We start from the raw sequence: 25,369 nt of genomic DNA on the forward strand, positions 1-25,369 counted from the left end.
ACCGATCGCAACACCCGCCGGGGCATTCCGCCCACCGGGTAGCCCGGGAGTCGCCGAGGTGGATGTGCCGTAGGCCACCCGAAACGCGGAATGATCATCGGGTCGTCGCGGGTTGGACCTTGCATGGCATTCTCTGTTCCCATCACCGTGCGCGGCTATGAGCTCGATATCAACGGGCATCTCAATCAGGCGGTCTACCTCCAGTACGCCGAGCACGCGCGCTGGGAGCTGCTGAAGGCCGCGGGCATCGCCGGGGACAAGATGGTGACCGCGGGCATCGGCCCGGTCGTGCTGGAACAGACCATCAAGTACCAGCGGGAACTGCATCTCGGCGACGAGGTGACTGTGAGCTGCGAGTTCGAATTCACCGGCGGCAAGATCTTCCGGATGCGCCAGCGCATTGTGAAACTCGACGGCACCGTGTCCGCGGAGATCGACGCCGTGTCCGGCATTCTCGACCTCGCGGCCCGCAAACTGGTTGCGGATCCCGGTGCGGCACTGCGGGCCGTAGCCGACTCGCCCGACGCCCTGGGCCTCTAGTCCCGCGACGCCCGTCCGCACCCACCCCGATTGTTCAGCGAAAATCTTTCGGCGGGAGCGATTTCCGAAACCCCGGCGGAGTTTGCCGAGGAGGCTGAAATCTGTCGATGCGGACCGAATTCGACCCGTCGCGGGATATGATTCAGATCACGCTCGGCCCCGCAGCAAATCCCGAGCAGATCGGAGTTCCGCATGACCGGCGCCCTGCACCGAACGGGATCGGCGACCCTCGCCACCACCTCGCGACCGCTACCCGGCTACCTTGTCGCAGCCACCGAGCGAAGTATCAGCGTGCGCGTCGGCGACGGCACCTGGACCCTGGATCGCGCGGATGTGCTCGACATCGCCCGGTGGGACGCTGCGAGTGCGCAGAGCGGTTGCGAGGGCCGTCCGGTCCTGGTGCGGGTACGGTCCGGCGCCACTGCCGATTTCACCCAGCGCCGTCGCGTCGAGGTCACCGATCGTCCGCTGACGCTGGCGCCGGAGCAGAGTCCCGCGCGCGGTGACGACGAGCTGCGCCGGCAGACCGAGATCTGGGCCCGCGGACTGGATCTGACGGCGGGGCCTGGGGTCGGCGGGGCCACCATGACCTGCTGCCAGACCCGGTCGCACAACGGCAGCGACGACGGCATCGCCTGCGACAGCCTCGACTGACGGGGGCCACGCATGGCCGCCCGCACCACGGGCTCGGTCCTCATTGTCACCGAGGCCGAGGATCTCCACGGCGACGCCCTCGCCGCTACGCTGCGCAAATTTCATGGGCATAATCCGATTCGTCTCGACATGCGTGACTTCCCGCGCGAGAACGGCACTTTCCGGCTCGGCGCGGACGGCTCCTACCGCAGCCTGTCGCACATTTTCGGACTCGACGACGTCACCTCGGTGTGGTGGCGGCGCCCGCACCCCACCCTGGTGCCGGGCGGGCTGAGCGCCGAGGACGACGACTACCGCCGCGCGGAGTGCGACGGCTTCCTGCAGGGGCTGCTGTGGTCGATCCCGGCCCTGTGGGTCAACGACCCCGGGGCCGACCGCACCGCGGGACGCAAGATCGTGCAGTTGGAGACCGCCGCCCGGGCCGGATTCACGATTCCGGAAACCCTCGTCACCAATGATCCCGACGAGGCGCGCGCCTTCATCGAATCCCGGCCCGGGCCAGTGGTTTACAAGCGCACCGGCACCGGGCGCGGGGCGTTCACCGAGACCCGCCTGTTCACCCCGGCCGATTTCGACCGGCTCGCCACGATCCGCAACTCCCCCACCATCTTCCAGGACTACATCCAGGCCGAGAGCGACCTGCGCATCGTGTGGGTGGACGGCATCGAGTGGGTGGTGCGCATCGACTCGCAATCCGGTGTGGGACGGGTGGATTCGCGCCTGGACACCTCGGTGGCGTTCACCGCCGATCGCCTGCCCGCCTCGGTGAGCAAGTCGCTGACCACGCTGATGGGTGCGCTGGGACTGGCTTTCGGCGTGCTGGACCTGCGAGTGGGGCTCGATGGCGAGTTCTACTTCCTGGAGGTGAATCCCCAGGGGCAGTTCGCCTATCTCGAGATCAAGACCGGTCTGCCGATTTTCCGGAGCCTGGCGAACCTGCTGGTGCTCGGCGACGGGACCGTGACCCTGTAGCGGCCGCACGCCATCGCGAGCGGAGCGAGATCGCAAGTCCCCGACCGGCATTCACCGGCCGAGTCCCCGCGATCGTGTTCCCGGAACGGGACGCTACTTGCTGACGGGCTTGCCGGCCTTGCGGCGGTTGGCACCGCCCCGGCTGCGGAGTTGCACATGCGACTCCACGAGCACGTTGTGAATGAAGCCGTACGACCGCCCGGTTTCCCTGGCTAGGGACCGGATACTGGCCCCGGCCTCGTACTGCTTCTTGAGCTGGGATTGCAAGCGATCGCGGGATTTCCCGGTGACGCGCGTGCCTTTACCCAATACGGCTTTACCCTGTGCGGGCCTGTCACTCATGGCTTCCTCCGAGTCGCCGTGGGCGCCTTATTCCAGGGTAGAGACTCGGATGCCTGTGATCAACGAAACGGTGTGATGTGAATCACCGAGTTTTGGCGAACACGCGTTTTTCGGTGCGGGAAGCGAGTTTCCGGGCGCGGACGGCGGTTTCTCCGGGCCCGGAACGCGCGCGCTCAGGCCAGCTGGATCAGTTCCAGGTAATCCTGCGACCAGTGGTCCTCGGTGCCGTCGGGCAGCATGATGACACGCTCGGGGTTGAGCGCCTCGGCCGCGCCCGGGTCGTGGGTCACCAGTACCACCGCGCCCGCGTAACTGCGCAGCGCGTCGAGCACCTGCTCACGCGAGACCGGGTCGAGGTTGTTCGTAGGTTCGTCCAGCAGAAGGACATTCGCCGCCGAGGACACCAGACCGGCCAGGGCGAGACGGGTCTTCTCACCACCGGAGAGCGTGCCCGCGGGCTGCTCGAGCTGCGGCCCGGAGAACATGAACGCGCCCAGCAGACCGCGCAGGTCCTGCTCGCCCGCGTCGGGGGCGGCGTGACGGATGTTCTCCCAGACCGTGGCCTGGTCGTCCAGGGTGTCGTGTTCCTGGGCGAAATATCCGATTTTGAGGCCGCGACCGGGGTCGATCTGGCCCGCGGTCAGGGTCTCCACGCCCGCGAGCAGCCGCAGCATGGTGGTCTTACCGGCGCCGTTGAGGCCCAGGATGACCACCCGGCTGCCCTTGTCGATGGCCAGGTTCACCCCGGTGAAGATCTCGAGGGACCCGTACAGCTTGGTCAGGTTGGTGGCCATCAGCGGCGTCTTACCGCAAGGGGCCGGCTCGGGGAACTTGATCCGCGCCACCTTGTCGGCCACGCGGATGTCGTCGACCTCGTTGAGCATGCGCTCGGCGCGCTTGACCATCTGGTGCGCCGCAGCGGCTTTCGTCGCCTTGGCGCCGAGCTTGGCGGCCTGCTGCTTGAGCGCGGAGGCCTTCTTCTCGGCATTGGCGCGCTCGCGCACGCGGCGCTGTTCGTCGGTGGCGCGGGCGTCGAGGTACTTCTTCCAGCCCATGTTGTAGATGTCGGCCTCGCCGCGCACGGCGTCGAGGAACCACACCTTGTTCACCACGTCGCCGAGCAGTTCGACATCGTGGGAGATGACGATGAGGCCGCCGTCGTGGTTCTGCAGGAACCCGCGCAGCCAGTTGATGGAGTCGGCGTCGAGGTGGTTGGTGGGCTCGTCGAGCAGCAGCGTGGTGTCGGACTTGCCGCCGCTGCCGTCGGAGGCGCTGAACAGGATGCGCGCCAACTCGATTCGACGACGCTGACCACCGGAGAGAGTCCGCAGCTGCTGGTTCAGCACCCGGTCGGGCAGGGCGAGGCTGTGGCAGATGCGGGCGGCTTCGCTCTCGGCGACGTAACCGCCCAGGGCCGAGAAACGCTCCTCGAGGCGGCCGTACTTGCGGATCGCCTTGTCGCGTTCCTTCTCGTCGGCGACCTCGGCCATCAGCGCCTGCTGCTTCTCCATCTCCCGCAGCAGGGTGTCGAGGCCGCGCGCCGAGAGCACCCGGTCCTTGGCGAGCATGTCGAGGTTGCCCTCGCGCGGATCCTGGGGCAAATATCCCAGTTCTCCCGAACGAATGACCTTGCCCGCGTAGGGTTCACCTTCACCGGCGAGAATGCGCAGTGTGGTGGTCTTGCCGGCACCGTTGCGGCCCACCAGCCCGATCCGGTCACCGGCCTGCACCCGCAGCGCCGAGCCCGGCGCCGTCAGCAGGGTGCGGACTCCGGCCCGGACCTCCAGGTCGGTCGCGGTGATCACAAGCGTCTCCTCGGGTGCAGCGGATGCCGATGGTTAACTGATCGATTGTGCGTCGCGTCGACACACAAGAACCACCGATTTTATCCCAAGCGGGCGGGACCCCGAGGTCAGGGGCATGGTCAGGCGTGCTGGCCTGCGCGGATGCGCTCACGGCGGCGACGGGCCGCCAGGAAGACGCCGCGGGCCGCGACCGCGATCAGCCACAGCGTTGCTCCGAATCCCCCGCAGAAGATCACACCCCACACCATGATGAACGGCCCGTAGTAGGCCACCCGAGCCCAGTAGCCGCACGGGCCCACATCTTCCGGGATGCTGGCGCATTCGGGGTGCCCGATGGCGGAGAACGCGAGGGTCGCGAGCATCGGAATCGCCACGGCCGCAGCGAGAACGAACGCCAGTTCGCGGAGCGGACGGAACGGGACTGCTGCCATGCGGTCGCACCCTACGCCCCGACGCTGCCATCCGCCGCCCCGACGCGACCAGGATGACAGGTTGGCCTTCGTCGGTGATTCGTCACTCACTGGCGGGGCTGAAGTGACGAGAGAGGTTCACGAGACCGCGGGCTCACTCCGCGCCGCCCGATCGGCCGCTGACCATCCCGCCTTCTGACTCATTCAACGGGATCTCCAGGTGCACGGTCTGGAAGCGTCGCCCGGGTTGGCGGTCGTCGTGCACGACCGTCCCGAGTGATTTCCAGAATTCCAGCGCACCGGGCACGCTAGCGTCGGTGTGCAGATACAACCGCTGATACGCGGGTGTCCGGCGTACGAACTCGACCGCCCGCACGACCAATGCGGTGGCCAGCCCGTGGCGGCGGTGCTCGGGCCGGACGTAGACCCGGAACAGCTGGGCCGTGCTGTGGTCGGGGTAGCGTGCGGCCAGCCACGCCGGATGCGGCGGCGTGCGCGGTCCCCTGGCCCGGATCGCGGTGGTGGCGACCACCTCCGCGCCGAGCACCGCCACCCAGAGGCGCTGGCGGGGATGGCAGAGGTAGGCGCGGGCCGGGTCGACGACATCGTCGTGATGCTCGGGCAGGTAGCCGTATCCGAGGTCGTGGTAGAAGGTGTCGAGCATGACGCTGCGGGCGCCGGGGAGATCCTGCGGCAGTGCCGCGCGGAGGGTGTAGTCGCTCATCGGAGGGCGCCGAGCTTGGCGGACAGCACCTCGAGGCCCTCGACGGCGACCGGGCCGGGGCCGGTGTAGCCGAACGGGACGGCGATGACGCGGTCGTGGCGGATCGCGTCGAGCGAGGCCAGTTCCAGCCGGTCACGGAGGGCACGCCGGACCGAGTCTGGGGTTTGGTCGCCTTGGGTGAGCAGGATGATCACGTCGGGATTTCGGGCGATCAGGGTCTCGGTATTGGCCTCGAAATTGCGTTTGGCCACGTCACCGAAGATGTTCTCGAGCCCCAGCGTGCCCATTTGCGTGTGCACGGTGCTGGTGGCGCCGTACGCGCTGAGGGTGGAGCCGTCCCGGGAGAGGATGAGTGCGGCGGCGGGGCGGGCCGGGCTGCCGGGCCGGTGCTGATCCGCGACCGCGGCGACGCGGCGGCGCAGGTCGGCGACGGTGTCGCCGGCTTGCTTCGCGGTCCCGAACAGCTTTCCGTACAGCTCGATATCGGCGAAGATGTCGTCGTAGGCGCCGGCGGCGTTCTTGCAGTAGCCGCGGGTGACCAGCAGCGGGATGCCCGCCGAGGCCAGGTCCTCCGGTTTGACGGCCGCGCCTTCGAAGCTCACCACCACGTCCGGATTCCGCGCGATGATCTGTTCGCGGGCGAGATCCGCGGTGGGCGTGATCATTTCGGCGTGACCGAGCGCGGCGGCGTATTCCCCGGGGAAGGGCGCGGTTTCGAAGGTTCGGGTCACGACGCGGTCGGCGGCGCCGGCGGCGGCGATGAGCGGGGCGGCCACCGATCCCACGGTGACCACCCGGGCGGGGGTGCGGTCGAATCGCACGTCCCGGCCGCAACTGGAGATGGTGAGCGGGAAGGCCCCGTCGGCGGACTGCGCGTTCTCGGGCGCGGTCGCGCCGCAGCCGGTCAGTGCGAGCACCGCGACAACGGCAGCGGGCAGGACACGCGCGAGCGTGTTGGAGACGGTCATGATCGATGAATCCTTGTGTCGTGGTTCAGGCAACGGGGTTGCGAAAACGGCGAATGAGAACGAGCAGGAGGGGTGCGCCGACGACCGCCGTGACGATGCCGAGCGGTAATTCCCTGGGCGAGAACGCGGTTCGGGCCACCACATCGGCGACCACCAGGAAGACCGCGCCCAGCAGGGCGGACGCGGGGATCAGCCGGCGATGGCCACCGCCGGCGAGCAGTCGCGCGGTGTGCGGCACGATCAGTCCGACGAACCCGATGGCCCCGGCGACCGCGACCACCGCCCCGACGCACAGCGACACCACCGCGAGGGCGGCCACCCGCCACCGGGTCGGCGCGAAGCCCAGGGTGCGCGCGGTGTCGTCGCCGACGGCCAGCGCGTCCAATCGCGTGGCCATGAGAAACAGCGCCACCACGCACCCGCTCACCGCGGCCGTCGTCGTCGCGACCGCGGGCCAGGCCGCGGACCCGAGCGAACCCAGCAGCCAGAACAGCACCGCGCGAGCGCCTTCCGGCGAGTCCGACGCGAAGATGAGGAAGCTGGTCGCCGCCGAGAAGACATACCCGATGGTCACCCCGCCGAGCAGCAGTCGCAGCGAGGTCAGCTGTCCATGACTGCGTGCCACCGCGAACAGCAGCACGGTCGCGGCGAGCGCTCCGAGAAACGCACTGCCGGACAGCATCCCGGCCCCGGCGGTGACTCCGAACAGCAGCGACAGCGCCGCCCCGGTGGACGCCCCCGACGTGACACCGAGGATGTGCGGATCGGCCAGCACATTGCGCACCACGGTCTGCAGCACCGCTCCGCTGACCGCCAGCCCGGCGCCGACCAAGGCGCCCAGCAGCACGCGCGGTACGCGCACCCGCCACACGATGGCGTCCTGTGCCGCCGTCCACTCCGATGCCGCCGGGACTCCGGCTACGTGATGGCCGACAATGCGGGCGACGGTGAGCGGCGGCACCGCGACCGGGCCGATCCCGCACGCGCAGACGATCACGGCCAGCAATACGGTCATCAGTGCGGTGAGCCACGCGATCGACACCCATCTGCGCCGGGCGTGCCCGAGATCGTCGGGCGGGTCCTCGCTCGTGGCGATGGGGATCAGTGTCATTGCGACACTCCCTGTTCCACCCGCTCACCCGATCGTCCAGCCGGTGAGCCGGACAGGTCGCCGGTCCGATCGATGGCCTCGGGCTGTGGCCGGCGTGGGCCGAACAGCAGTTGCGGGGAATCGAAGGCGGTCGAGCGCTGAACGCTGACGCCGTAGACGGGTTCGAGGAGCTCGGGCGTCAGCACCTCGTCGACGGTTCCGGTTGCGGCGACGCGGCCGCGATCGAGCAGGACCAGCCGGTCGCAGTAGCGGGCGGCGAGATTGAGATCGTGCAGGACGATGACCGTGGTGATCGCGAGTTCTCCTAGCAGGCTGAGCAATTCGTGCTGATATCGGATGTCGAGGTGGTTGGTGGGCTCGTCGAGGAGCAGGTGGTCGGCTTGCTGGGCCAGGGCGCGGGCGATGAGCACGCGCTGGCGTTCGCCGCCGGACAGCGCGGTGAACGGGCGGTCGGCGAGGTGCCTCGCACCGACGCGATGCAGGGCCGCGGCCGCGGCGACATGATCGGTCCGGGCGTAGCCCCGCACCGCACCGGCCCAGGGCGAGCGACCCAGCAGGACCATGTCCGCCACCGTGATCGGCGTCTCGGCGGGCGCTTCCTGGGTGACGACCGCGAGGCGTTCGGCCAGCGCTCGCCCGCGCAGTGCGTCCACCGAGGTCTCGTCGACCAGCACGGTGCCGGTGCGAGGGCGGAGCGCGCGGTGGATCACCCGCAGCAAGGTGGATTTGCCGGAGCCGTTGGGGCCGATCAGTCCGACGGTGGAACCGGTTTCGGCGGTGAGTTCCACACCGGACAACACCACCGCGCCGCCGAATTCGACGCGGATGTCGGTCGCGCTGATCACCGGACCACCGCCCGCGCGCCGCGGCCATGCTCCGCCGCCGCGCTCGGCCGGGATTCGGCCCGCGGTCGCATCGTGACCAGCGGGCCCGCCGATCCCGGCCAGTCCGGCGGGCGCGGACGCCAGGTGCGATGCACGCTGACCGCCGTTCCGTATTCCGCCGAGATCCGGTGGGCTTCAGCCAGTTTTCCTGGGTAGTCCGGATCGTCGTCGGCCAGCAGGATGCCGGTGGCGGTGCCGCTGTGGGCGATCACCACCCCGAGCGCCCCCATACCGCGCGCGGCCCGGCACGCCAGGTCCAGGTGCGGGCGTTCGCGCAGCACCGAGTTCATCAGCGCGCTGCGGGTGGCGATCTCGCCGATGCGGTGGTGGTCGCGCCGGGCCAACGCCTCGGTGAGACCGCCGAGCAGCCGGGTGTATTCCCGCTTGTCGGCCGCGGTGAAGGGTTTGGCGCGGCGGTTGAAGTCGACCGTGTCGAGCTGTCCGCCCTCGTCGGCGAGGACGATGGTCAGTGGCGGCAGCGCGGGCAGCCGGGCGAGCAGCCGCACCTCGCGGTGATAGAAGGCGACCGACCCGGGATACATGACGCCGTCGGAGGGTTCGATGCCGCGCAGCAGGTCCTCGATCTCGGCGGCGGCGATACCGCGGCCCTGTGCGTCGGCGATCGCGCGAGCCGCCGCGACCAGGTCGGCCGTGGAGCTGGCCAGCCCTTTGCCCTCGGGAAGTTCGCTGATGATCGTCAGACGTCCCGGCTGTCGGTGACCCGACCGTTCGAGCATGAGTTCGGCCAGCCGGCGCGCTTTGCTCTTGTGCGGCGGCACCGTCTCGATCTCACCGTCGCCCGTGCCGGGCTCGAACACCGCGACCGAGCCCTGCCGGATCGGCAGCGTCACCAGGAAGTCGCGATCGTCGCCGGCGGTCACGCCTTGCAGCAGTTCGCCACAACTGCCGAACGCGCTGCCCACCCCGGTGCGCATCGATGTGCTCACCGCGTGCCCGTCTGCTCGCTCCGGCGGGCGATCACATGGAGACGGTCACCGGTCAGGGCGGCGGATCGGGTGCCGTCGCCCGGCCAGGCGGGTTCGGTGAGCGGACCCGGCTCGTCGAACATGGCCAGGACGTCGAATCCGCTGGTGTGCAACAGGTATCGGAGCTCCTCGGGGAACAGCAGCCGCCACGCCGTGTGCTGGACCACGGGTTCGCCTCCCACCCAGGTCCATTCGCGCCGCCGCCGCAACAGCTGCGCGGACAGGTCCACCGACAGCACGGTACGAGAGGTGTAGGCGACCCCCTCCCACTCGATCTCGCGGACGGACACCTCGTCGAGCAGCTCGCGGCGGCCGCGATCGGTGAGCAGGAAGGCGCCGCTGCGCATTTCGAGCACGAGCAGTCCGCCCGGCCGCAGGCAGTCGGCGAATCCGGTGAGCGCTGCGGCCACATCGGCGCTCGAGTGCAGGTGCAACAGCGTGCTGCCCAGGCAGGTGACCACGTCCATCGGCTCGCGGGTGCCGGACCGGCGCGCATCGCCGACCTCGAACGCGATACCGGGATACTTCGCCCGGGCATAGGCGACCATGCGGGGCGAAATGTCGACGGCCGTCACGACATAGCCCAGTTCGGCCAGCCGCGCGGCGTCGCGGCCGGTGCCGGAACCGACGTCCAGCAGCCGCATCGCCGTGCTGTCGGGCGGCGTGCCGAATTCGGTGACCAGATCGTGGACGAACCGGGCGTTGCGGTGGCCGCTGTCGGGGAAGGTGCGTTCGTACAGCGCCGGATTGTCGGTCAGCAGATTCTCGGTGGCGAGCACCGGGCCTTCGGTCGGGCAGGTCATCGTGGGTCTCGGCTTTCGGTGTCGGGAGCGGTCGCCGCCGTGGCGACGGAGACCGCTGTTTCACTGGGTTTTTCGATGTCGGCCACGGGAAGGAGCCGACCGTGGTGGAGCGCGCTCACCGCGACGGCGGCCAGCAGCCCGGTGCCCGCGCAGAGCCCGGCGGGCCACCACGCCAGCGGACCGCCGCCCCGGTCCACCGCCGCACCGACCAGCGCCGTCAAGCAGACGGTGCACACGCCGGACACGAGATAGAAGGCACCGAAATAGGTCCCGGTCAGGCGGGCGCCGCCGAACGCGGCGACGAGTTCGTTGACGAAGGGCTGCACGATCATCGCGCCTACCGTGAGGACCACGACCGCGGCGAGAATCGGGACCATGCGCAGCGACGTGGCCACGACACCGCCGCCGCCCCCGTCGATGAGCGGCGCGGCCAGCGGCGGAATCACGAACGCGAGGCCCATGACGGCCATCCCCGCGGCCATCGCGGGTCCGCGTTCCCCCCGTGCGAAACGCTGGGTGATCCGCACTTGCAGCAGCAGGATCACGGCGGTGTCGACCAGGAACAGCGCCGCCACCGCCCCGGTGGCGTGCGGACCGGCGACCCGCCGCGCCTGCAGGGTCAGGATGAAATAGCTCTGACTCTGCAGCGCGAACATGCCCGCCGAGGCGGCCGCGAAAGCCCAGAAGGCGCGGTGGGAGACCAGATTTCGCAGATCGTGCAGCACCCCGTGGTCAGCGGGCGGCACCGGGCGCGCGGGCAGGAACACCAGTTGCGCGATGGTGAGCAGCACGAAGATTCCGGCCGCCACCGCGGCGGTGAGCCGGAATCCCATGGCCACCAGCACCGTTCCGGCCAGCGGCCCGACCGCCGAACCCACATTGCCGAACACGTTGAACAGTGCGAACGCCGTGGCGGCGCGGTCGGCGCCGTCGCGGGCGATATAGGCGCGCACGGCCGGATTGAAGAGCGCACCGGCGAATCCGGTCAGCACCGAGGCCGCCAGCACCACCGCCAATGACCCACCGGCGGCGAACAGTGCGAATCCGACGGCCCGGATCGCCGCGCCGACGATGATCACGCCGCGGGCGCCGAGCCGGTCGGAGATCGCGCCGCCTACCAGGAACAGGCCCTGCTGGCTCAGATTCCGCACGCCGAGCACCACGCCCACCACCGCCGCCGACAGGCGCACGTCGGTGAGCAGGTAGCCCGCGAGGAACGGCATGAGCATGTAGAAGCCGGTGTTGCCGGCCAGCTGGTTCACCAGCAGCAGCCGAACCGACAGCGGAAACGACCGGAAGAGCCTGAGGGTGTTCATCGTTCACCGCCGGGTTGGACGCCGAGCCCTGGGCCCGCGGGCCGCAGCAGTAGCCCGTCCGCCCCGCCGAGCCCCTGCCAGGGATCGCCGGTGATGAGCAGATGCCCGTCCAGGTCGACCCAGCGCGCGGCACCGCTCAGATGCGCCGCGGCGGCGATGCTCAGCGAGGTCGACGCCTGGCAGCCGAGCATGACGGCCACCCCGCGCCGACCCGCCCAGTCGATCATCGACAGCGCCGCGTCCAGTCCGCCGCATTCGGCGAGTTTGATGTTGATGCCGCCGATTCCGCCGGGTAGCGCGTCGAGATCGGCGCGGGTGCCGGCGTCTTCGTCGGCGATGACCGGTATCGGCACGGACTTCGCGACCAACGCCAGCTCGTCCGGAGCCCCGGCCGGAACCGGTTGCTCCACCGCGGCGATCCCGAACTCGGCGAGACGGCCGAGCACGGCGACCGCGGTGTCGGTGTCCCACGCGCCATTGGGATCCAGCAGCAGCGCGGCCGCGGGAGCGGCGGCCCGGATCGCCGCCACCCGCGCGATATCGTCGGCCGGATCGGCGGCTCCCAGCTTGACCTTGATCGTGGTGAACCCCGCGCGGACCAGGCGCGCTGCCGTACGGCCCGCGTCCGGGGCCGGCACGATGCCGATCGTGTAGGCCGTCGGCACCCGGTCCCAGGCGGGCATGCCGAGCAGTTCGCACAGCGGGACCCCGGCCGCGACGGCCAACCAGTCGTGGACGGCGGAATCGACAGCGGCGGCCACCGGCAAGGCGTTGCGCAATCGGATTCGGAGTTCGGGCAACCGCTTCGACAGGCGGCCGGGATGCGGGTCGTCCCCCATCCATTCCACGGCCACGGCCAGCGCCCGCTCGATGGCCGGGACGTCCAGTCCGAGCCGCGGGCTCGTCACCACCTCCCCGCTGCCGTGAATCCCGTTGTGCGAGAGCCTTACCCACACCGCATCGCGCTCACTCATCGCGGCGCGCGAGATCCGCAGCGGCTCGGCCAGCCGCAGCCGGGACACTCGAGAATCGAGTCTCATACCGGCGCCCCCGCCCCGGCCGGGTCGCGAACCACGCCGCACCGCGCCCAGCCCTCGACCTCGACCGCGTCCGGTGCCGCGATCTCGACCGGATCGGTCGCGGCGACGCCCAGCAGCCCACGCGCGACACACCATTCGTCGTCATAGATGGTGCGCAGGTAGCGGTGCGGCCCGTCCGGGAAGACGGTCACGACATGTGCTCCGGGTTCACGCCGGGCGGCCCATCCGGCCACCAGCGCGGCCGCGCCGGTACTCCATCCACCCGCCACGCAGGAACGCGCCGCCACGGCTCGGCAGGAGGCGACGGCCTCGACCGGGCCGACCCAATGCACCTCGTCGTAGTCCGAATAGACCACATTGCGGGGCAGGATGCTGCTGCCGAGGCCCCGCATGACCCGGTGCCGGGCGGGCTGGCCGAAGATCCGCGAGCCGACCGAGTCCACCCCGATCACGCGCAATCCGGGCCAGCGCTGTCGCAGGACCCGGGTGAGTCCGGCGCAGTGGCCGCCCGAACCCACCGTCGCCACCAGGACATCGACGGTCTCGACCTGGTCGATGATCTCCTGTGCCATGGCGGCGTACCCGGCGGCGTTGTCCGGATTGTCGTACTGGTCGGGCCAATACGCGCCGGGCGTGGCCGCGAGCACCTCGGTCAGCCGATCCAGGCGCGCCCGCTGCCAGCCGCCCACGGCATGCGGGCGTTCGACCACCTCGAGCCGTACGCCGTAGGCGGTGAACAGGGCACGCATATCCGGTTCCAGCTCGTCGTCGACGACCAGTACGACCGGATGCCCGAGCGCGCGGGCGGCCAAGGCCAGCCCCATACCCAAGGTGCCGCTGGTGGATTCGACCACCGGCGCACCAGGCGCCAACTCGCCCCGCGCGACCGCACCGGACAGCAGCGAGATCGCCGCGCGGGCCTTCATACCACCGATTCCGGCCGATTCCAGCTTGGCCCGGTACCCGACGCCGGCGTCGCCCGCCGGTATCCACGCCATCGGCGTTCCGCCGATCAGGTGCAACAGGCCGGCCTGTGCGGGTGTTGCTAGGCGCCGCATGCGAACTCCCCGCCGCGATAGTGGAAATGGGTGCTCGGACCACCGTCGAGCGAGAAGAACGGGTACGGCTCCGCGGCGACCGCGGTCAGCCCGGGCCCGCCCAGGAACCACGGCAGCACCGCGCTGCCGGTCTGCGCGAACATCACCATCGGCACATCGCGTGCCCGGGCCCGTGTCAGCAGTTCATCGAAACTCGCATTGCTCAGGCACATTCCGGTGGACAGCAAGGCATCGTAGGGTTCGTCGATCGCGCCGGCCGAGGTGCGCACCGGCTCACCCCATTCGGTGACGCCGCCCGCCAGGTCGCAGGGGATGTAGCCGATGCCTCGGCCGCGCAGCTGCGCCAGCAGGGAATTCACCACACCGACCACCAGGACCCTGCGCACACCCCGGGGCAGCAGATCGACCACCCCGGCGGCCCGGGTCCGCGATTTCGCCAACGAGGACTCCCCCGCCACGACAACCGACTCACCGCGCACGCCTCCGGCATCGGGATGCGGATGGGCGTGCATCAGATAGGCGTCCAGCGCGGCGATCCGCACGGCGGGCAGCGGATGGTCCAGCAGGTCGGCGATGCTCGCACCGACGCACTCGCCGACGGCGGTCACATGATCGGACCCGTCACCGGGTTCGAAGGCGCACGAACCCACGGCGGCGCCGACCCGGATACTGAGAATCTCATTGCGGTACCGCTGGTTCCGGCCGACGTGGCGGGTGCTGTGCAGGGTGAGGAAGGCGGCGGCCACCGTCACGGTGGCCGGCTCGGGACCGATGCGGCCGGCACGGACCGAGGAGATCAACTCGTCCAGGGTGATCGGCCGGGCGAGGGGGCTGTCGGTCACCGGGCCACCGCGGCCTCGGCGTAGGAGACCCGCAGCGCGTCGATCAGCGCACGCGCCGACTCCCCGGCCACCCCGGCCTTCTCCTCGGCGACCATCACGTGCGCGAGGTAGCCGTTGTTGTTCTGCGCGGACCGCACCCGGGTACCGGGCGCGGCCAGGTCGTAGTCCACGATGCGGGTGTCCAGCTCCCAGTGCTCGGCACCGGAAACGCCTTCGAGGACGCCGGATTCCCGCGGCACCAGGAAGGCGATCGCCGCGCTGCCGACACCGATCGGCGCGGTGGTCAGATCCGGCGCCCGGCCCAGCGCCAGATCCGCGCACACCGCGGCCAGGTCGATACCGGTCACCCGGCGCACCAGCTCGGTGATGCGATTGCCCGCCGGCCGCGGATTCACCTCCACCAGCCGAGGGCCGCTCGCCGTCAGCTTGATCTCGACGTGCGCGACCGTATTGTCCAGTCCCAGAGCGGCGATCGCGGCGCGTGCGACATCGGCGATGGCCGATTCCGCGGCGGGTTCCAGCAGCGCCGGGAACATATGTCCGGCTTCGATGAACCATGGCGCGCCGGTGAGCTGCTTGTCGGTGATGCCGACGACCGTGGTGTGCCCGTCGAAAGTGACGGTCTCCACACTGAATTCGGGTCCCTCGAGGTGCTGCTCCACCAGCGCCTCGGCGGCGCGCTGCTGTCCGCGCGCGTTCACCGGGAATCCGGCGATCTCGCCGAGGGCCGCGCGTAGCTGCGCGGCGTCGTCCACGCGACGCACGAACATTCCGCCGCACAGGTCGACGGGCTTCACCACCACCGGGTAGCCGATCCGCTCCGCGGCCTCCAGCGCTGCGGCGGCGGTGGCCGCCACGGCGAATTCCGGCCCGGGAACGCCTGCGGCGCCGCAGATCCGGCGGGTTCGGGCTTTGTCACATGCCGCCGCCACGGCCTCGCGGCTCGGCCCCGGCAGGCCCAGCTCGGCCGCGACCGCCGCGACCGCCGGCAGGTAGTAGTCGCAGGAGGACAGCACGCCGTCGAACTCCAGGACCTCGTGCAACCGCCGCACCCACGGCAGCAGTGCCGCCTCGGAGTTCGTCTCGGCCGTCACGATATTCGCGGCGCCGAGCAGCGGATGCCCGGCGCCCGGCGCTGCTCGCACATAGTGCCGCAGGTCGCGGGTCAGGAAGCTGAACCGGTCCCCGCGCTCCCGGATCGCTTGCGGCAGCAGGGTACTCATCGACCCGACCCAACTCTCGATCATCAGCAGATGTCCCACTCGGCCTCCTCGGAACTGATTGACGGGGGCCTTAACGATAATGATTGTCATTATCTCTGTAAACCCGTAATCTCTCCCAGCGCCGGGCCGAGCCGATACGCATGCGAGCCGAGGCCGATCACCACAACCCGGCGTGCCACACCACACCTGATGAGAAAACTCGAGGTCAGTCACATGGGGTATTCCCCTGCCCGTCCCGCCGCCCTGTCCGCGGCACTGCTCATGACCGTCGCGAGCATCGGCGCGGCCACCGCGACCGCCGCCCCGACCGACGGCTCCGGCGCGATCGACTACACCGCGACCGTCGGAGAGACCAGTACGGTCATCCGGACCTCCGCCGGATCACTCGTGTCCGACAAGGGCGTCTTCACGATCGTCGCCCCCGACGGCAGCACGCTGGGCGGCACGGAATTGTCGTTCCGGGTGGACGATTTCGTCTTCCCCATCGACGCGGACATCCACGACCGCACCGCGACCCTCACCCCCCGGTTCGACCTGCGGCACGCCGAATATCGGCCGGTGGCACTTCCCTTCGAGGATCAGGCGCCCTGGAAGAACGCCTATGAACGCGAACAGGCCGCGTGGAGCCGCATGACCAGCACCATCAGCATGGGCGCCACCGTCGGCACCCTGGTGGGCGGCCTCGGCGGAGCGGCCGTCGGCTGCCTCATCGGCGGCGCCACCGGAGCCACCCTCACCGGTGCGCTCACCGCAATGTTCGGCGCGTTGCCGGGCGCGGTCGCGGGCTGCCTCGTGGGCGCGGCGGCCGTCGGCTTCCTCGGCACCGTCGCCGGGCAGATCTTCGTGACCGCACCGGCCGCCGTCCTCGCCGCGGCACAGTACTTCACCACCATCAACCAGGCGATGACGGCGCCGAAGCCGGCGAGCTGAGGCGGGTCCCCGACCGGAGCGGATCGCGGCCACACTCCCTGTACCGCGGTCCGTTCCGCGCCCACCGCGACCCTTCACCCCGAGCGCCCGCACGGCCGAAGCGAATCCGGCTTACAGGTTGACATTCGCCGGTGATTTGTAACACACTCGCTGAGCTCAATTGGTGAGGGAGGGTTCAGCGGTGACCGATCACGCGCGTGTGGCGCTCGAGCTATTGCGGGACAGCAGCCAATTCAAGTGGTACGTGATTCCACTGTTGCTGGTCGTCATCTATATCTACGCCACCGAGGTCGAGCGGCGGAACTGGAACGTGCTGTTCGCGGGCCTGGCGCTGTGGGGCATGGACCTGTTCAACGAGATCTGGAACTCGCTGGTCTTCCACGGCACCGGGCGGGCGCCGGTGTGGGCTGCGTCCGGGCCCACGGCCTATCAGATTCTCATCGGGTTGAACATCGAAATCTGCTTCATGTTCGCCATCATGGGCATCGCCGCGGCGAAGATGCTGCCGCCCAAGGAGACTCGCATTCTCGGGCTGCCCAACCGGCCGGTGCTGATCGCGCTGAACTCCGCGGCCGCGGTCGGGGTCGAGGTGCTGCTCAACAAGATGGGCGTGCTGACCTGGGACTGGTCCTGGTGGCACGCGGGCTTCCCGTTCCTGATCTGGCTGGTCGGCTACGTGCCGTTCTTCGCGGCCTGCTTCTTCGTGTACGACCTGCCGACCGTGCGGGCCAAGGCCATCGCCGTCGGCGCGATCCTGGGCGTCGACGCGCTCGCCATCGCGACCTTCGGCGCCCTCGGGTGGCTGTGATGACCGATCTGTCCCTGCGCCACGGCGTGCTCGCGGCCGCCGCCGGACTCGCGTTCACCCTCGCCGTGCCGCAGCAGGCGGCCACCGCCGCCCCCGCCTGCAATCTCCTCGGCACCGTAGGAACCCCCGAGCCGGGTGCGGACGAAACCACCGCAGGCCTGGACGCGTTCCCCGCCGCCACCGTCGCCCTGCCGGATCGGGTCCTGCTGCGCGGCACCGCGGAGACGTTCAATCGCCGCTGGTCCTTCGCCACGCGCGACGGCGCGATCTACGTCAAACCGGCCGCCGCGCAGGGCGGTTGGCGCACGCTGCCGCTGCCGGGCTGCCTGGCGGGACGCGTCGCCGGGGTCTCGGCCGACGACGACGAGCTGATGGCCATCGATGTCGACGGCCGCTTCTTCACCATGGACCGTATTCTCAGCGCCCCCAAGGACTGGAACTGGTCCAGCCGTTACGGCTCGCCGCTGTGGACCGGTCCGGGCAACACCCTGCCGGCGGGCACGACGGCGTGGACCTGGTCGGTGCTCTCCCCCAACGAGGACCACGTCTGGCGCGATATCGCGGGCAACGACCATACGGTGGGCGGGGCCAAGGCGTCGCACGTGTACGCGCTCACCGACGACGGCCATCGCATCCACTACGTGGACCCGTGGCTGCCGCTGGACCACAGCTACGAGATGTCCACCCCGGCCGGCGGCCGTTTCCGGGCGGTCGGCATCTCCACCAGCGGCTCGACCACCCTGGTGGTGAACCGTTTCGGCGACCTCTACACGCGCCTGTACGACTTCGACATCTCCGGCGCGGACAAGGTCTTCTTCCGCTACTCCTACGAGGACCAGCGCGGCCGCCCCGAAGCGCCCGACATGCTCTCGGAGCGCATCGACGACCACTACGCCGCGATCCAGCTGCCCGCGCCCGAGTGGACCGCGCAGCCCAAGATCCCCGGGCAGATCACCGACCGTGTCTCGGTGCACAAGACCGGGATCGGCTCGGCCGCACGCGAACTGCGCGTGGAGGGCGTCGCCGACGGGCGCACCGGGTACTGGGTGAAGACGCTGACCGCCGAGCGCTGGGACTTCGTCCCCACCGATCAGCCATTGGCGGGCAAGATCCTGGACAACACACCCGCGGACCATGCGGTCGACGACAGCGTGCCCGTATCCCCCTACACCTATGCGGGCCAGACCCCGTCTGGTGTGGGAGCGCGGATCGAGAACTTCGATCTCGCGGTCTCGCCCACGCCGTTGCGGCTGGAGTTCGCCGACGGCAGTCGGCTGGATCTGATCCTGCACACCGTCGACGGACTCCGCCAGACCGTGCAGGCCGCCGGAATCACCGATCAGCCACGGGGTTTCGACGGCGCCATCGAGGTCCCCGCGGCCACCCTGGCCACGCTCGCCGAACAACCCGAAGCGGTCCGCCAGTTCGTCCGGACCACCCTGGGCGACCGCCGTTTCACCGACACGGCGGTCCGCGTCACCACGACCGGCTTCGCCGTCGACGCCCTCGCGGTGACGCTCCCCCGCGCGCACTGACGGCGGAGAACGGCTGTCCGACCGAGGAATCAGAGGTCGGGCAGCCAGTTCCCGTGGAACCCGTGCGGCACGCGGCGCGGCAGGTGGATGGTGCCGATCGGCTCTCCACCGAGGTCGTCGGCATCGAGAATGACCAGGTCACTGCTGTTTTCCGCGGCGTCGTAGACGTAGGTCATGAGATAGCCCGCCCCGCCGGGGGTTTCGTCGGCCGCCGCGAACGCGGCTTCGGCGGGCACTCGGCCGGGACCGAAGTCGTGGACGGTGCTCGACCCCGTGTGCAGGTCGTAGCGCAGCAGCGCGCCGGTGCCGCCGCTGGAGACCGAGGCGTGGCCGTAGCGGGCGTCGAGCCCCGCCAATCGGTCGTCGATGCGCGGGAATTCGGCGATCCGGTCGTCGATCCGTTCCTCGTGGACAGCCCCGGTGGCGAGATCGAGGGTCCAGCGCCACAGGTTCGCGCCGGTGTCGAAGCCCTGTGAGGTGTCGCGCCACATGCTCGGATAGCGCATGGCGTACAGCACGATCCGGCCCGCGTCATCGTGGGCGTTGAGGGTGTGGAAGACGTAGCAGGGTTCGATGTCGAACCAGCGCACCGGGCCGTGCGGGTCGTCGCGGCGCAGCACCCCGATGCGCGCCTGATAGTCGTCGCTCCACCGGAACGGCATGGACCCGCCGGACGTCGCGGTCTGCATGTCGAACACCACCGGCAGATCCAGGAACAGCACATGCTTCGCGGTGAGGGCGAAGTCGTGGTGCATGGTGGCGGCCGGGACGTCGATGGCGCGGCTGAGTTCGAGATTGCCCGCGGCGTCGGCGCGATGGTAGGTCAGGTAGGGCTCGCGGAAGTCGTAGCCGAAGAAGTGCAGTTCCCCGGTGACCGCGCAGGTCTTGGGGTGCGCGGTCATGGCGGTGGTGAGCTTGCCGTCGAAGTCGTAGGGGCCCACGGTGTCCAGCTCGCTGGTCAGTTCGTAGGGGAACGAGGATTCGACGAGGGCGAAGCTGCGGCCCGCGTGCCGGACGATGTGGGTGTTGGCCGCGCCCGCGGCGTAGTCGCGGTTGCCCTGCGCGTCGATGCCCTGCGCGCCGTCTGTGAACCGGGTGGTCCGCACCCACCGATTGCGGTAGGACACCGCGCGGCCGCCCTCGAGACGTACGCCGTGCACCATGCCGTCGCCGAAGAACCAGTGCGGGGAGGCGGCGTCGTGCGGGTTGGGCCCGTTACGCACGAACCAGCCGTTGAGGTCCTCGGGAATCGTTCCGGTGCAGGGCAATTCGAAGGCGGTGATCTCGTCGGGGACCGGTGCGTAGTTGCCCGAGAGATGAGGAGGAGTAGTCATGATCGATACCTTCTGCCCGAGCAGCGGGGTGCTCACGGCTGCGACATTCCAGTTCTGACATGTCCAACTTTGAGGCTCCAGTTCCGACATGTCAAGAGTGGAATGTAAGCTGATTCCATGAGTCTCCGGTACGCCCTGCTCGGATTGCTGTCGGACGGTCCCGCCAGCGGCTACGACCTGCTGCGAACCTTCAAGCTGTCGCTGGCCAATGTCTGGCCCGCGACGCAGAGCCAGATGTACACCGAACTCACCAAACTCGCCGACGCCGAGCTCATCGCCGTCACCGATGAGGGCCCGCGCGGCCGTAAGGAGTACACGATCACCGCCGCCGGGCTCGGGGATCTGCGCACCTGGCTCACCACCACGACGCCGAAGGAGGTGCACCGCGATGAGACGCTGTTGCGGATCTTCTTCCTCGGCGTCATCCCGCCCACGCTGGCCCGCGCGTATCTGACCGATATCGCCGAGCGGGCCGAACGCGAGCACGCGAACCTGCGCGAACTCGAACAGGGCATCGACTGGAACGAACGCGACCTGTCCCGCTACGGCCATCTGGCCCTGGAGTACGGGGCGCGCGCCAACGCCCTGAAGGCCGAGTGGGCCCGCTGGGCACTGGAAAACCTACCGCCCGAACAGGATTGAGCCGCTACAGGCCGAGCCCGTGCGCCAGCACCGGCCAGGACGCGGGCAGCTCGTCGTCCCAGTACCCCCACGAGTGGGTGCCGTACGGGTGCAGTTTCACGGTGGCGGGGATGCCGAGCTCCTCGAGCCGGTCGCCCATGGCGCGGGTGCACTGATCGGTGGCCGCCTCGAGGATGCCGCCCACCAGGATCTGGTTCGCGAGATTGTCCCCGGCCCCGGCGAAGTGCTTGTCCAGGACCTTGTCGTGCGGTCCCGGCATGCCGTTGCCGCTGGACAGGTACAGGTCCAGGCCCCGCAGGCCCTCGGCGTGCAGGTAGGGATCGTTGGCCGCCCACTGCGGGTCCCCCGACGGCCCGTACATATTGATGGCGTCGCCGCCACCGAAGGCGACCGTGATCCGCACGAACGCCTCCCCGATCGGATCGGCGATCCGCGCGCAGCCACTGTAGGCCGCCACCGAGCGGTACAGCCCGGGTTTGACGATCGGCAATTGCAGCACCGACGTGCCGGACATCGACACGCCCACCAGCCCGTTCAGGCCGTTCGTCCCGAGCGCGGCGTCGATGAGCGGGGGCAGTTCCTCGGTGAGGTAGGTCGTCCACTTCATGACGCCCAGCCGAGGATCCGGGTGCCGCCAGTCGGTGTAGTACGACGCCGCGCCGCCGATCGGCTGCACGACGTTCACGTTCTTGTCGGCCAGGAAGTCGAAGGCGTTGGTGCGCTGATCCCACGACGCCGCGCCCTTGCCGCCGCTGCCGCCGCTGAGCATGTAGAGCACCGGCCGCGGCACGGAGGTGTCGGCCGGGCGCTGCACGTCCACCGGGAAGTCCATGTTCATGGCCGCGGAATGCACGGTGAACTGCAGGTGCCGATCGTCGATCACGCGGGTTGCCACGATCCTCGAACCGTCCGGCGCGCCCTCCCCGCCACTACCGGTCGAGAAGGGCAGCACGTCGGGTTCGGCATTGGCCGCGAGATCGAAGGGCGTCGAGGTCAGCGCGAGCAATCCCGTCGCCGCCATGACCGCCGCACTGCACATGATCGAGCGGAATCGCACGTCCGGGGTTTTCCTGGTTCTCGCATGCCGCGCCGGGTTCGAATCCGGGCGGGGATGTTCTCCGGCGGCAGCAGCCGCCCACGGCCCGACAAACTGCGCATCGGGCACGCGGCGGACAGTCTGGCACACGCCATCGAACGGCAGGTTGCCGGATCGTTGCACGCAGCGAACAGCTTGCGCACCGGCTGCCGAGACGCGAGTGAACTCGGCGGGTTACCCGAGAGTCAGTAGTTTCGCCGTGCCGGAGACGACGGTCTGGCTCTGGTCGACCAGCGCTACCCGAACCTGTACGGGCGCACCCTTTTCCAGGGCCGGCTCCCCCGCGGCCGGGCTGAGCGCCACGGTGGCCGTGTGCTGGGACCCGTCACAACTGAACGTCGTCTGCGTGCCCGTGGCGGCCGGGCGGTCGGCATTGGGATCGCCGACCATGGCTTGAATGCTGTCTACCCCCGCTGACGACTCACAGGTGTAGTCGATCCCGATCGAGGTCGCGGCGGCGGAGGTGACCGCGATCGAATTGGCGGCGAGAGCGGGGGCGGCGGTACAGACCAGGCTCACGCCCAGCGCCGCGAACGCGGAGACGGACAGGGCGGAGCGGTACCGATTCCGGATGGTGACCATGGATATTCATGCCTCCTGGGTGAGGGACCTGAATCACTGAACACACTCGGAAAAGACGCCCAGCCAGTATGGCCGGGCGTCTCCATGGTCCAGCGCGCGGGTCCCCGCTCCCGGGAGAATCGCACCGCCCGGCAAGTCACCGGGGCGATGCGATGGTCGATCAGCGGCGGGTCACTCGCCCGGGTTCAGCACCACCGGCAGGCTGGTGTGGCCGTTGGAGATGAAGCTGCCGATCGGGGTCAATTCCGTTGCGGGCGTGGCCAGCCGGAGGTTGGGGAAACGCGCGAACAGCGCCGGGAGCGCGATCGCGGCTTCCAGGCGGGCCAGCGGCGCGCCGAGGCAGTGGTGGGCGCCGTGGCCGAAGGCGACGTGCTGCTCCTTGGTGTCGCGCTGGATGTCGAACTGGTCCGCGGTCTCGCCGTGGATCTTCGGGTCGCGGCTGGCCCCGGCGTAGGAGGCGAGGATGGCCTCGCCCTTGGGGATCACGACGCCGCCGACCTCGATGTCCTCCACCGCGTAGCGCAGCGGCAGGTGGGCGACCGGCGCCTGGTAGCGCAGGGTCTCCTCGATGACGTCGTTCCAGGAAGCCCGCTCACCGACGACGGCGGCCAGCTGCTCCGGATGCGACAGCAGCGCGACGATGGCCTGGCCGAGCAGGTTGACCGTGGTCTCGTGGCCCGCGTTGATGACCAGCATCAGCGTCTCGACGAGTTCCTTGTCGGCCAGCTGCGAGCCGTCCTCGTCGCGGGAGGCGATCATGGCGGTGGTGATGTCGTCGCCCGGGTGCTCGCGGCGGTAGGCGACCAGCTCGCCGACCCGCTCGTACATCTCCATGAAGTTGGCCATGGCCTCCTCGGCGGTCAGCGACCCGTCGAAGAAGCCGTCCACGCACTTGTGGATGGCGGCGTCGAGGTGCTCGGGCACCCCCATGAGCCCGCTGATCACGCGGATCGGGACCGGGTAGGCGTAGAGCGAGCGCAAGTCCGCGGTCGAACCGGCCGGGAGCTCGGCGAGTTCGTCGAGCAGTTCGGCGACGATGGCCTCGATGCGCTCGCGCATGGCGGTGGTGCGGCGGTGGGTGAAGGCCGGGGAGACCAGCTTGCGCAGGCGGCGGTGGTCGGCGCCGTAGGCGGTGAACATGTTCTCCACCGCGACCCAGGGCAGCAGCGGCCAGGCCTCGGTGATCTCGCCATTGCGGAACGCCGCCCAGTGCTGACGCGGGTCCTTGGAGACGCGCTCGTCGGCGAGCAGGCTCTTGAGCACCTCCTGGTCGGTCACCGACCACGCCTGGACGCCGCCGGGCAGCTCGACCAGCGCGACCGGGCCTCGCTCGCGAATCCGGGCGGATTCGCCCTGGATATCGGTGCCGGTGACATCCAGCACGATCGGGCTCTGGGACATGAAAAGCTCCTTCTACACCGCGCGCAGCGCGGGACTGATCGGGAATTCGACCGGCAGTGCCACCATGGCGCGGTGGAACGGGCCGGGACGCCAGGAGATCTCGTCTTTGCCGACGGCCAGCACGATGTCGGGCAGCGCGTCGAGCAGCTCGTCGATCGCGGTCTGGGCGACCAGATACGCCACCGAGCGGGCGGGGCAGGCGTGGGGGCCCGCGCCCCAGGCCAGGTGCGAGCGGTTCCCGGTGCGGTCGCCGCCCGCGATCTCGGGATCGTTGTTGCAGGCCGCGAGGCTGATCAGGACCGGCTGGTGGGCGGGCAGCCAGGTGGTGTCGATGAGCACCGGCTGACGCGGGTAGCTGATCGAGAAGTTGGCCATCGGCGGGTCGTTGAAGAGGACCTCGTCGAGGGCGTCGCGGGTGGAGAGGCTGCCGCCCAGCATGTCCCCGCCGAAGCGGTCGTCGGTGAGCATGAGCAGCAGTGTGTTGGCGATCAGATTCTGCATCGGCTCGAGACCCGCGCCGTAGAAGCTGACCAGCTGGTACAGCATCTCCTCGTCGTTGAGCGCGGCCGGGTGGTGCGCCATGCGGGAGGTGACGTCGTCGCCGGGCTCGGCGCGACGCAGCGCGATCAGCTCCATGAGCGCCTCGGCCAGGGTCTGCATGCCCCACGCGGCATTGACGGTGTCGAACAGCGCGGCCATGCCGGTGGCCACCCGCTGCCCGATATCGGCCGAGCAGCCCACCACCTGGTTGAGCACCTCGAACACCAGCGGCAGCGCGTAACTCGACACCAGGTCGGCGCCGCCCTCGGCGGCGATCCCCGCGATCAGCGGGCCCGCGATCTCCACGACGGTGGAATGCACCGCGTGCAAGTCGATTCCGTCGATGGCGGCGGAGTAGGCCTGCCGATAACGCAGATGCTCGGCGCCGGCGTTACGCAGCGCGTTCGGGTACCACTGCATCATGGGCCGAATCGGCGAGTCCTCGGGGATGGTCTCCTGCCAGACGCGCGGGTCGGCCGGAAAGTGCTCCGGATCGTTGAGGATTCGCAGGGCGGTCCGATAGTTCACGACCAGGGTGGCCGGAACACCCGGGGACAGTTCGATGGGCACCATGGAGCCGTGGCGTCGCCGCATCTCCCGGTAGGCGGCGTGCGGATCGGCCGCGAATTCCGGTGTGCCCAGCAGAATCCTGAGCTCCTCGGGCGCGACACCCGCTCCGCCGCGAACCGGACATCCCTGCACCCCCGCGAACCCGCCTCGCGACCCTGTCGTGTCCACGACCGAAACTCCCTATCGACGAACAACTTTCACCGCGCCCCACCGAGCCATCCCGATCGGGCCACCGCATCGCAGACTAGCAGCC

The 25,369-nt window shown here is 69.6% G+C and carries 26 protein-coding genes; 7 read left to right on the forward strand and 19 right to left on the reverse strand.

The features are described 5' to 3' along the window. The first annotated feature begins 123 nt into the window (after window positions 1-123). The 3 genes from ABZ412_RS31960 to ABZ412_RS31970 all read left to right on the forward strand — a co-directional run bounded on the left by ABZ412_RS31960 (window position 124) and on the right by ABZ412_RS31970 (window position 2,166). Window positions 124-540, forward strand: coding sequence for an acyl-CoA thioesterase (locus ABZ412_RS31960; RefSeq protein ID WP_357287733.1), 417 nt, complete (start codon window positions 124-126; stop codon window positions 538-540). A 192-nt stretch (window positions 541-732) separates the two neighbouring features. Then, window positions 733-1,194, forward strand: coding sequence for a hypothetical protein (locus ABZ412_RS31965; protein ID WP_357287736.1), 462 nt, complete (start codon window positions 733-735; stop codon window positions 1,192-1,194). 12 nt (window positions 1,195-1,206) lie between these two features. Then, a complete protein-coding gene (locus tag ABZ412_RS31970) occupies window positions 1,207-2,166 on the forward strand; it encodes a hypothetical protein (protein ID WP_357287738.1) in 960 nt (319 codons plus the stop codon). Between the two features lie 93 nt (window positions 2,167-2,259). Here the strand turns inward: ABZ412_RS31970 and ABZ412_RS31975 are convergent, their stop codons facing one another. From ABZ412_RS31975 to ABZ412_RS32040, 14 genes are all read right to left on the reverse strand, one after another. Further along, entirely contained in the window at window positions 2,260-2,508 is a 249-nt protein-coding gene (locus ABZ412_RS31975; RefSeq protein WP_357082573.1) for a helix-turn-helix domain-containing protein, read from the reverse strand. A gap of 173 nt (window positions 2,509-2,681) precedes the next feature. Further along, window positions 2,682-4,313 carry an ABC-F family ATP-binding cassette domain-containing protein gene (locus ABZ412_RS31980; protein WP_357287741.1) on the reverse strand — a complete coding sequence of 544 codons (1,632 nt, stop codon included), beginning with the start codon at window positions 4,311-4,313 and terminating at the stop codon, window positions 2,682-2,684. A 119-nt stretch (window positions 4,314-4,432) separates the two neighbouring features. After that, a complete protein-coding gene (locus ABZ412_RS31985) occupies window positions 4,433-4,744 on the reverse strand; it encodes a hypothetical protein (protein ID WP_357287744.1) in 312 nt (103 codons plus the stop codon). Window positions 4,745-4,877: 133 nt separating this feature from the next. Next, window positions 4,878-5,447, reverse strand: coding sequence for a GNAT family N-acetyltransferase (locus ABZ412_RS31990; protein WP_357287747.1), 570 nt, complete (start codon window positions 5,445-5,447; stop codon window positions 4,878-4,880). Continuing rightward, the gene (locus ABZ412_RS31995) at window positions 5,444-6,415 is read right to left on the reverse strand and encodes an ABC transporter substrate-binding protein (RefSeq protein WP_357287749.1); all 972 of its coding nucleotides are present in this window, start codon (window positions 6,413-6,415) and stop codon (window positions 5,444-5,446) included. Before ABZ412_RS31995 ends, ABZ412_RS31990 begins: the two co-directional genes overlap by 4 nt. Before the next feature lie 25 nt (window positions 6,416-6,440). Next, window positions 6,441-7,526 carry an iron ABC transporter permease gene (locus ABZ412_RS32000; RefSeq protein ID WP_357287752.1) on the reverse strand — a complete coding sequence of 362 codons (1,086 nt, stop codon included), beginning with the start codon at window positions 7,524-7,526 and terminating at the stop codon, window positions 6,441-6,443. Next, on the reverse strand, window positions 7,523-8,371 hold the full coding sequence (locus ABZ412_RS32005; RefSeq protein ID WP_357287755.1) for an ABC transporter ATP-binding protein: 849 nt from the start codon (window positions 8,369-8,371) through the stop codon (window positions 7,523-7,525). Before ABZ412_RS32005 ends, ABZ412_RS32000 begins: the two co-directional genes overlap by 4 nt. Further along, a complete protein-coding gene (locus ABZ412_RS32010; protein WP_357287757.1) occupies window positions 8,368-9,357 on the reverse strand; it encodes a hypothetical protein in 990 nt (329 codons plus the stop codon). The genes ABZ412_RS32005 and ABZ412_RS32010 overlap by 4 nt, the downstream gene beginning before the upstream one ends. Next, window positions 9,354-10,199 carry a class I SAM-dependent methyltransferase gene (locus ABZ412_RS32015; RefSeq protein ID WP_357287760.1) on the reverse strand — a complete coding sequence of 282 codons (846 nt, stop codon included), beginning with the start codon at window positions 10,197-10,199 and terminating at the stop codon, window positions 9,354-9,356. Before ABZ412_RS32015 ends, ABZ412_RS32010 begins: the two co-directional genes overlap by 4 nt. Beyond that, window positions 10,196-11,515, reverse strand: a complete 1,320-nt coding sequence (locus ABZ412_RS32020) for an MFS transporter (RefSeq protein WP_357287763.1) — start codon at window positions 11,513-11,515, stop codon at window positions 10,196-10,198. The genes ABZ412_RS32015 and ABZ412_RS32020 overlap by 4 nt, the downstream gene beginning before the upstream one ends. Continuing rightward, complete coding sequence (locus ABZ412_RS32025; RefSeq protein ID WP_357287765.1) at window positions 11,512-12,555, reverse strand: enolase C-terminal domain-like protein; 1,044 nt, start codon at window positions 12,553-12,555, stop codon at window positions 11,512-11,514. Before ABZ412_RS32025 ends, ABZ412_RS32020 begins: the two co-directional genes overlap by 4 nt. Further along, window positions 12,552-13,613 carry a pyridoxal-phosphate dependent enzyme gene (locus ABZ412_RS32030; protein ID WP_357287768.1) on the reverse strand — a complete coding sequence of 354 codons (1,062 nt, stop codon included), beginning with the start codon at window positions 13,611-13,613 and terminating at the stop codon, window positions 12,552-12,554. Before ABZ412_RS32030 ends, ABZ412_RS32025 begins: the two co-directional genes overlap by 4 nt. Continuing rightward, a complete protein-coding gene (locus ABZ412_RS32035; RefSeq protein ID WP_357287771.1) occupies window positions 13,601-14,455 on the reverse strand; it encodes a hypothetical protein in 855 nt (284 codons plus the stop codon). The genes ABZ412_RS32030 and ABZ412_RS32035 overlap by 13 nt, the downstream gene beginning before the upstream one ends. Then, window positions 14,452-15,678, reverse strand: coding sequence for an ATP-grasp domain-containing protein (locus ABZ412_RS32040; protein WP_357287773.1), 1,227 nt, complete (start codon window positions 15,676-15,678; stop codon window positions 14,452-14,454). Before ABZ412_RS32040 ends, ABZ412_RS32035 begins: the two co-directional genes overlap by 4 nt. 213 nt (window positions 15,679-15,891) lie before the next feature. On the opposite strand from ABZ412_RS32040, the gene ABZ412_RS32045 reads away from it, so the two are divergent. The 3 genes from ABZ412_RS32045 to ABZ412_RS32055 all read left to right on the forward strand — a co-directional run bounded on the left by ABZ412_RS32045 (window position 15,892) and on the right by ABZ412_RS32055 (window position 18,951). Next, a complete protein-coding gene (locus ABZ412_RS32045; RefSeq protein WP_357287776.1) occupies window positions 15,892-16,608 on the forward strand; it encodes a hypothetical protein in 717 nt (238 codons plus the stop codon). A 181-nt stretch (window positions 16,609-16,789) separates the two neighbouring features. After that, complete coding sequence (locus ABZ412_RS32050) at window positions 16,790-17,416, forward strand: hypothetical protein (protein WP_357287778.1); 627 nt, start codon at window positions 16,790-16,792, stop codon at window positions 17,414-17,416. Continuing rightward, complete coding sequence (locus tag ABZ412_RS32055) at window positions 17,416-18,951, forward strand: hypothetical protein (RefSeq protein WP_357287780.1); 1,536 nt, start codon at window positions 17,416-17,418, stop codon at window positions 18,949-18,951. Before ABZ412_RS32050 ends, ABZ412_RS32055 begins: the two co-directional genes overlap by 1 nt. A gap of 29 nt (window positions 18,952-18,980) precedes the next feature. On the opposite strand, the gene ABZ412_RS32060 is transcribed toward ABZ412_RS32055, so the two are convergent. Continuing rightward, window positions 18,981-20,285, reverse strand: a complete 1,305-nt coding sequence (locus ABZ412_RS32060) for a carotenoid oxygenase family protein (RefSeq protein ID WP_357287783.1) — start codon at window positions 20,283-20,285, stop codon at window positions 18,981-18,983. Window positions 20,286-20,402: 117 nt separating this feature from the next. Here ABZ412_RS32060 and ABZ412_RS32065 point away from each other — a divergent pair, with 117 nt between their 5' ends. After that, window positions 20,403-20,927: a helix-turn-helix transcriptional regulator gene (locus tag ABZ412_RS32065; protein WP_357287785.1), complete on the forward strand. Its 525-nt coding sequence runs from the start codon at window positions 20,403-20,405 to the stop codon at window positions 20,925-20,927. Between the two features lie 4 nt (window positions 20,928-20,931). Here the strand turns inward: ABZ412_RS32065 and ABZ412_RS32070 are convergent, their stop codons facing one another. The 4 genes from ABZ412_RS32070 to ABZ412_RS32085 form a co-directional block, all read right to left on the reverse strand. Further along, on the reverse strand, window positions 20,932-21,984 hold the full coding sequence (locus ABZ412_RS32070) for an alpha/beta hydrolase family protein (RefSeq protein ID WP_357287788.1): 1,053 nt from the start codon (window positions 21,982-21,984) through the stop codon (window positions 20,932-20,934). Window positions 21,985-22,197: 213 nt separating this feature from the next. Then, window positions 22,198-22,605, reverse strand: a complete 408-nt coding sequence (locus ABZ412_RS32075) for a hypothetical protein (protein ID WP_357287791.1) — start codon at window positions 22,603-22,605, stop codon at window positions 22,198-22,200. A gap of 171 nt (window positions 22,606-22,776) precedes the next feature. Then, the gene (locus tag ABZ412_RS32080) at window positions 22,777-24,006 is read right to left on the reverse strand and encodes a cytochrome P450 (protein WP_357287793.1); all 1,230 of its coding nucleotides are present in this window, start codon (window positions 24,004-24,006) and stop codon (window positions 22,777-22,779) included. Between the two features lie 12 nt (window positions 24,007-24,018). Continuing rightward, a complete protein-coding gene (locus ABZ412_RS32085; protein ID WP_357287796.1) occupies window positions 24,019-25,284 on the reverse strand; it encodes a cytochrome P450 in 1,266 nt (421 codons plus the stop codon). Window positions 25,285-25,369 lie beyond the last annotated feature (85 nt).

Source organism: Nocardia sp. NPDC005746 (assembly GCF_040630785.1).
GTDB lineage: Bacteria > Actinomycetota > Actinomycetes > Mycobacteriales > Mycobacteriaceae > Nocardia.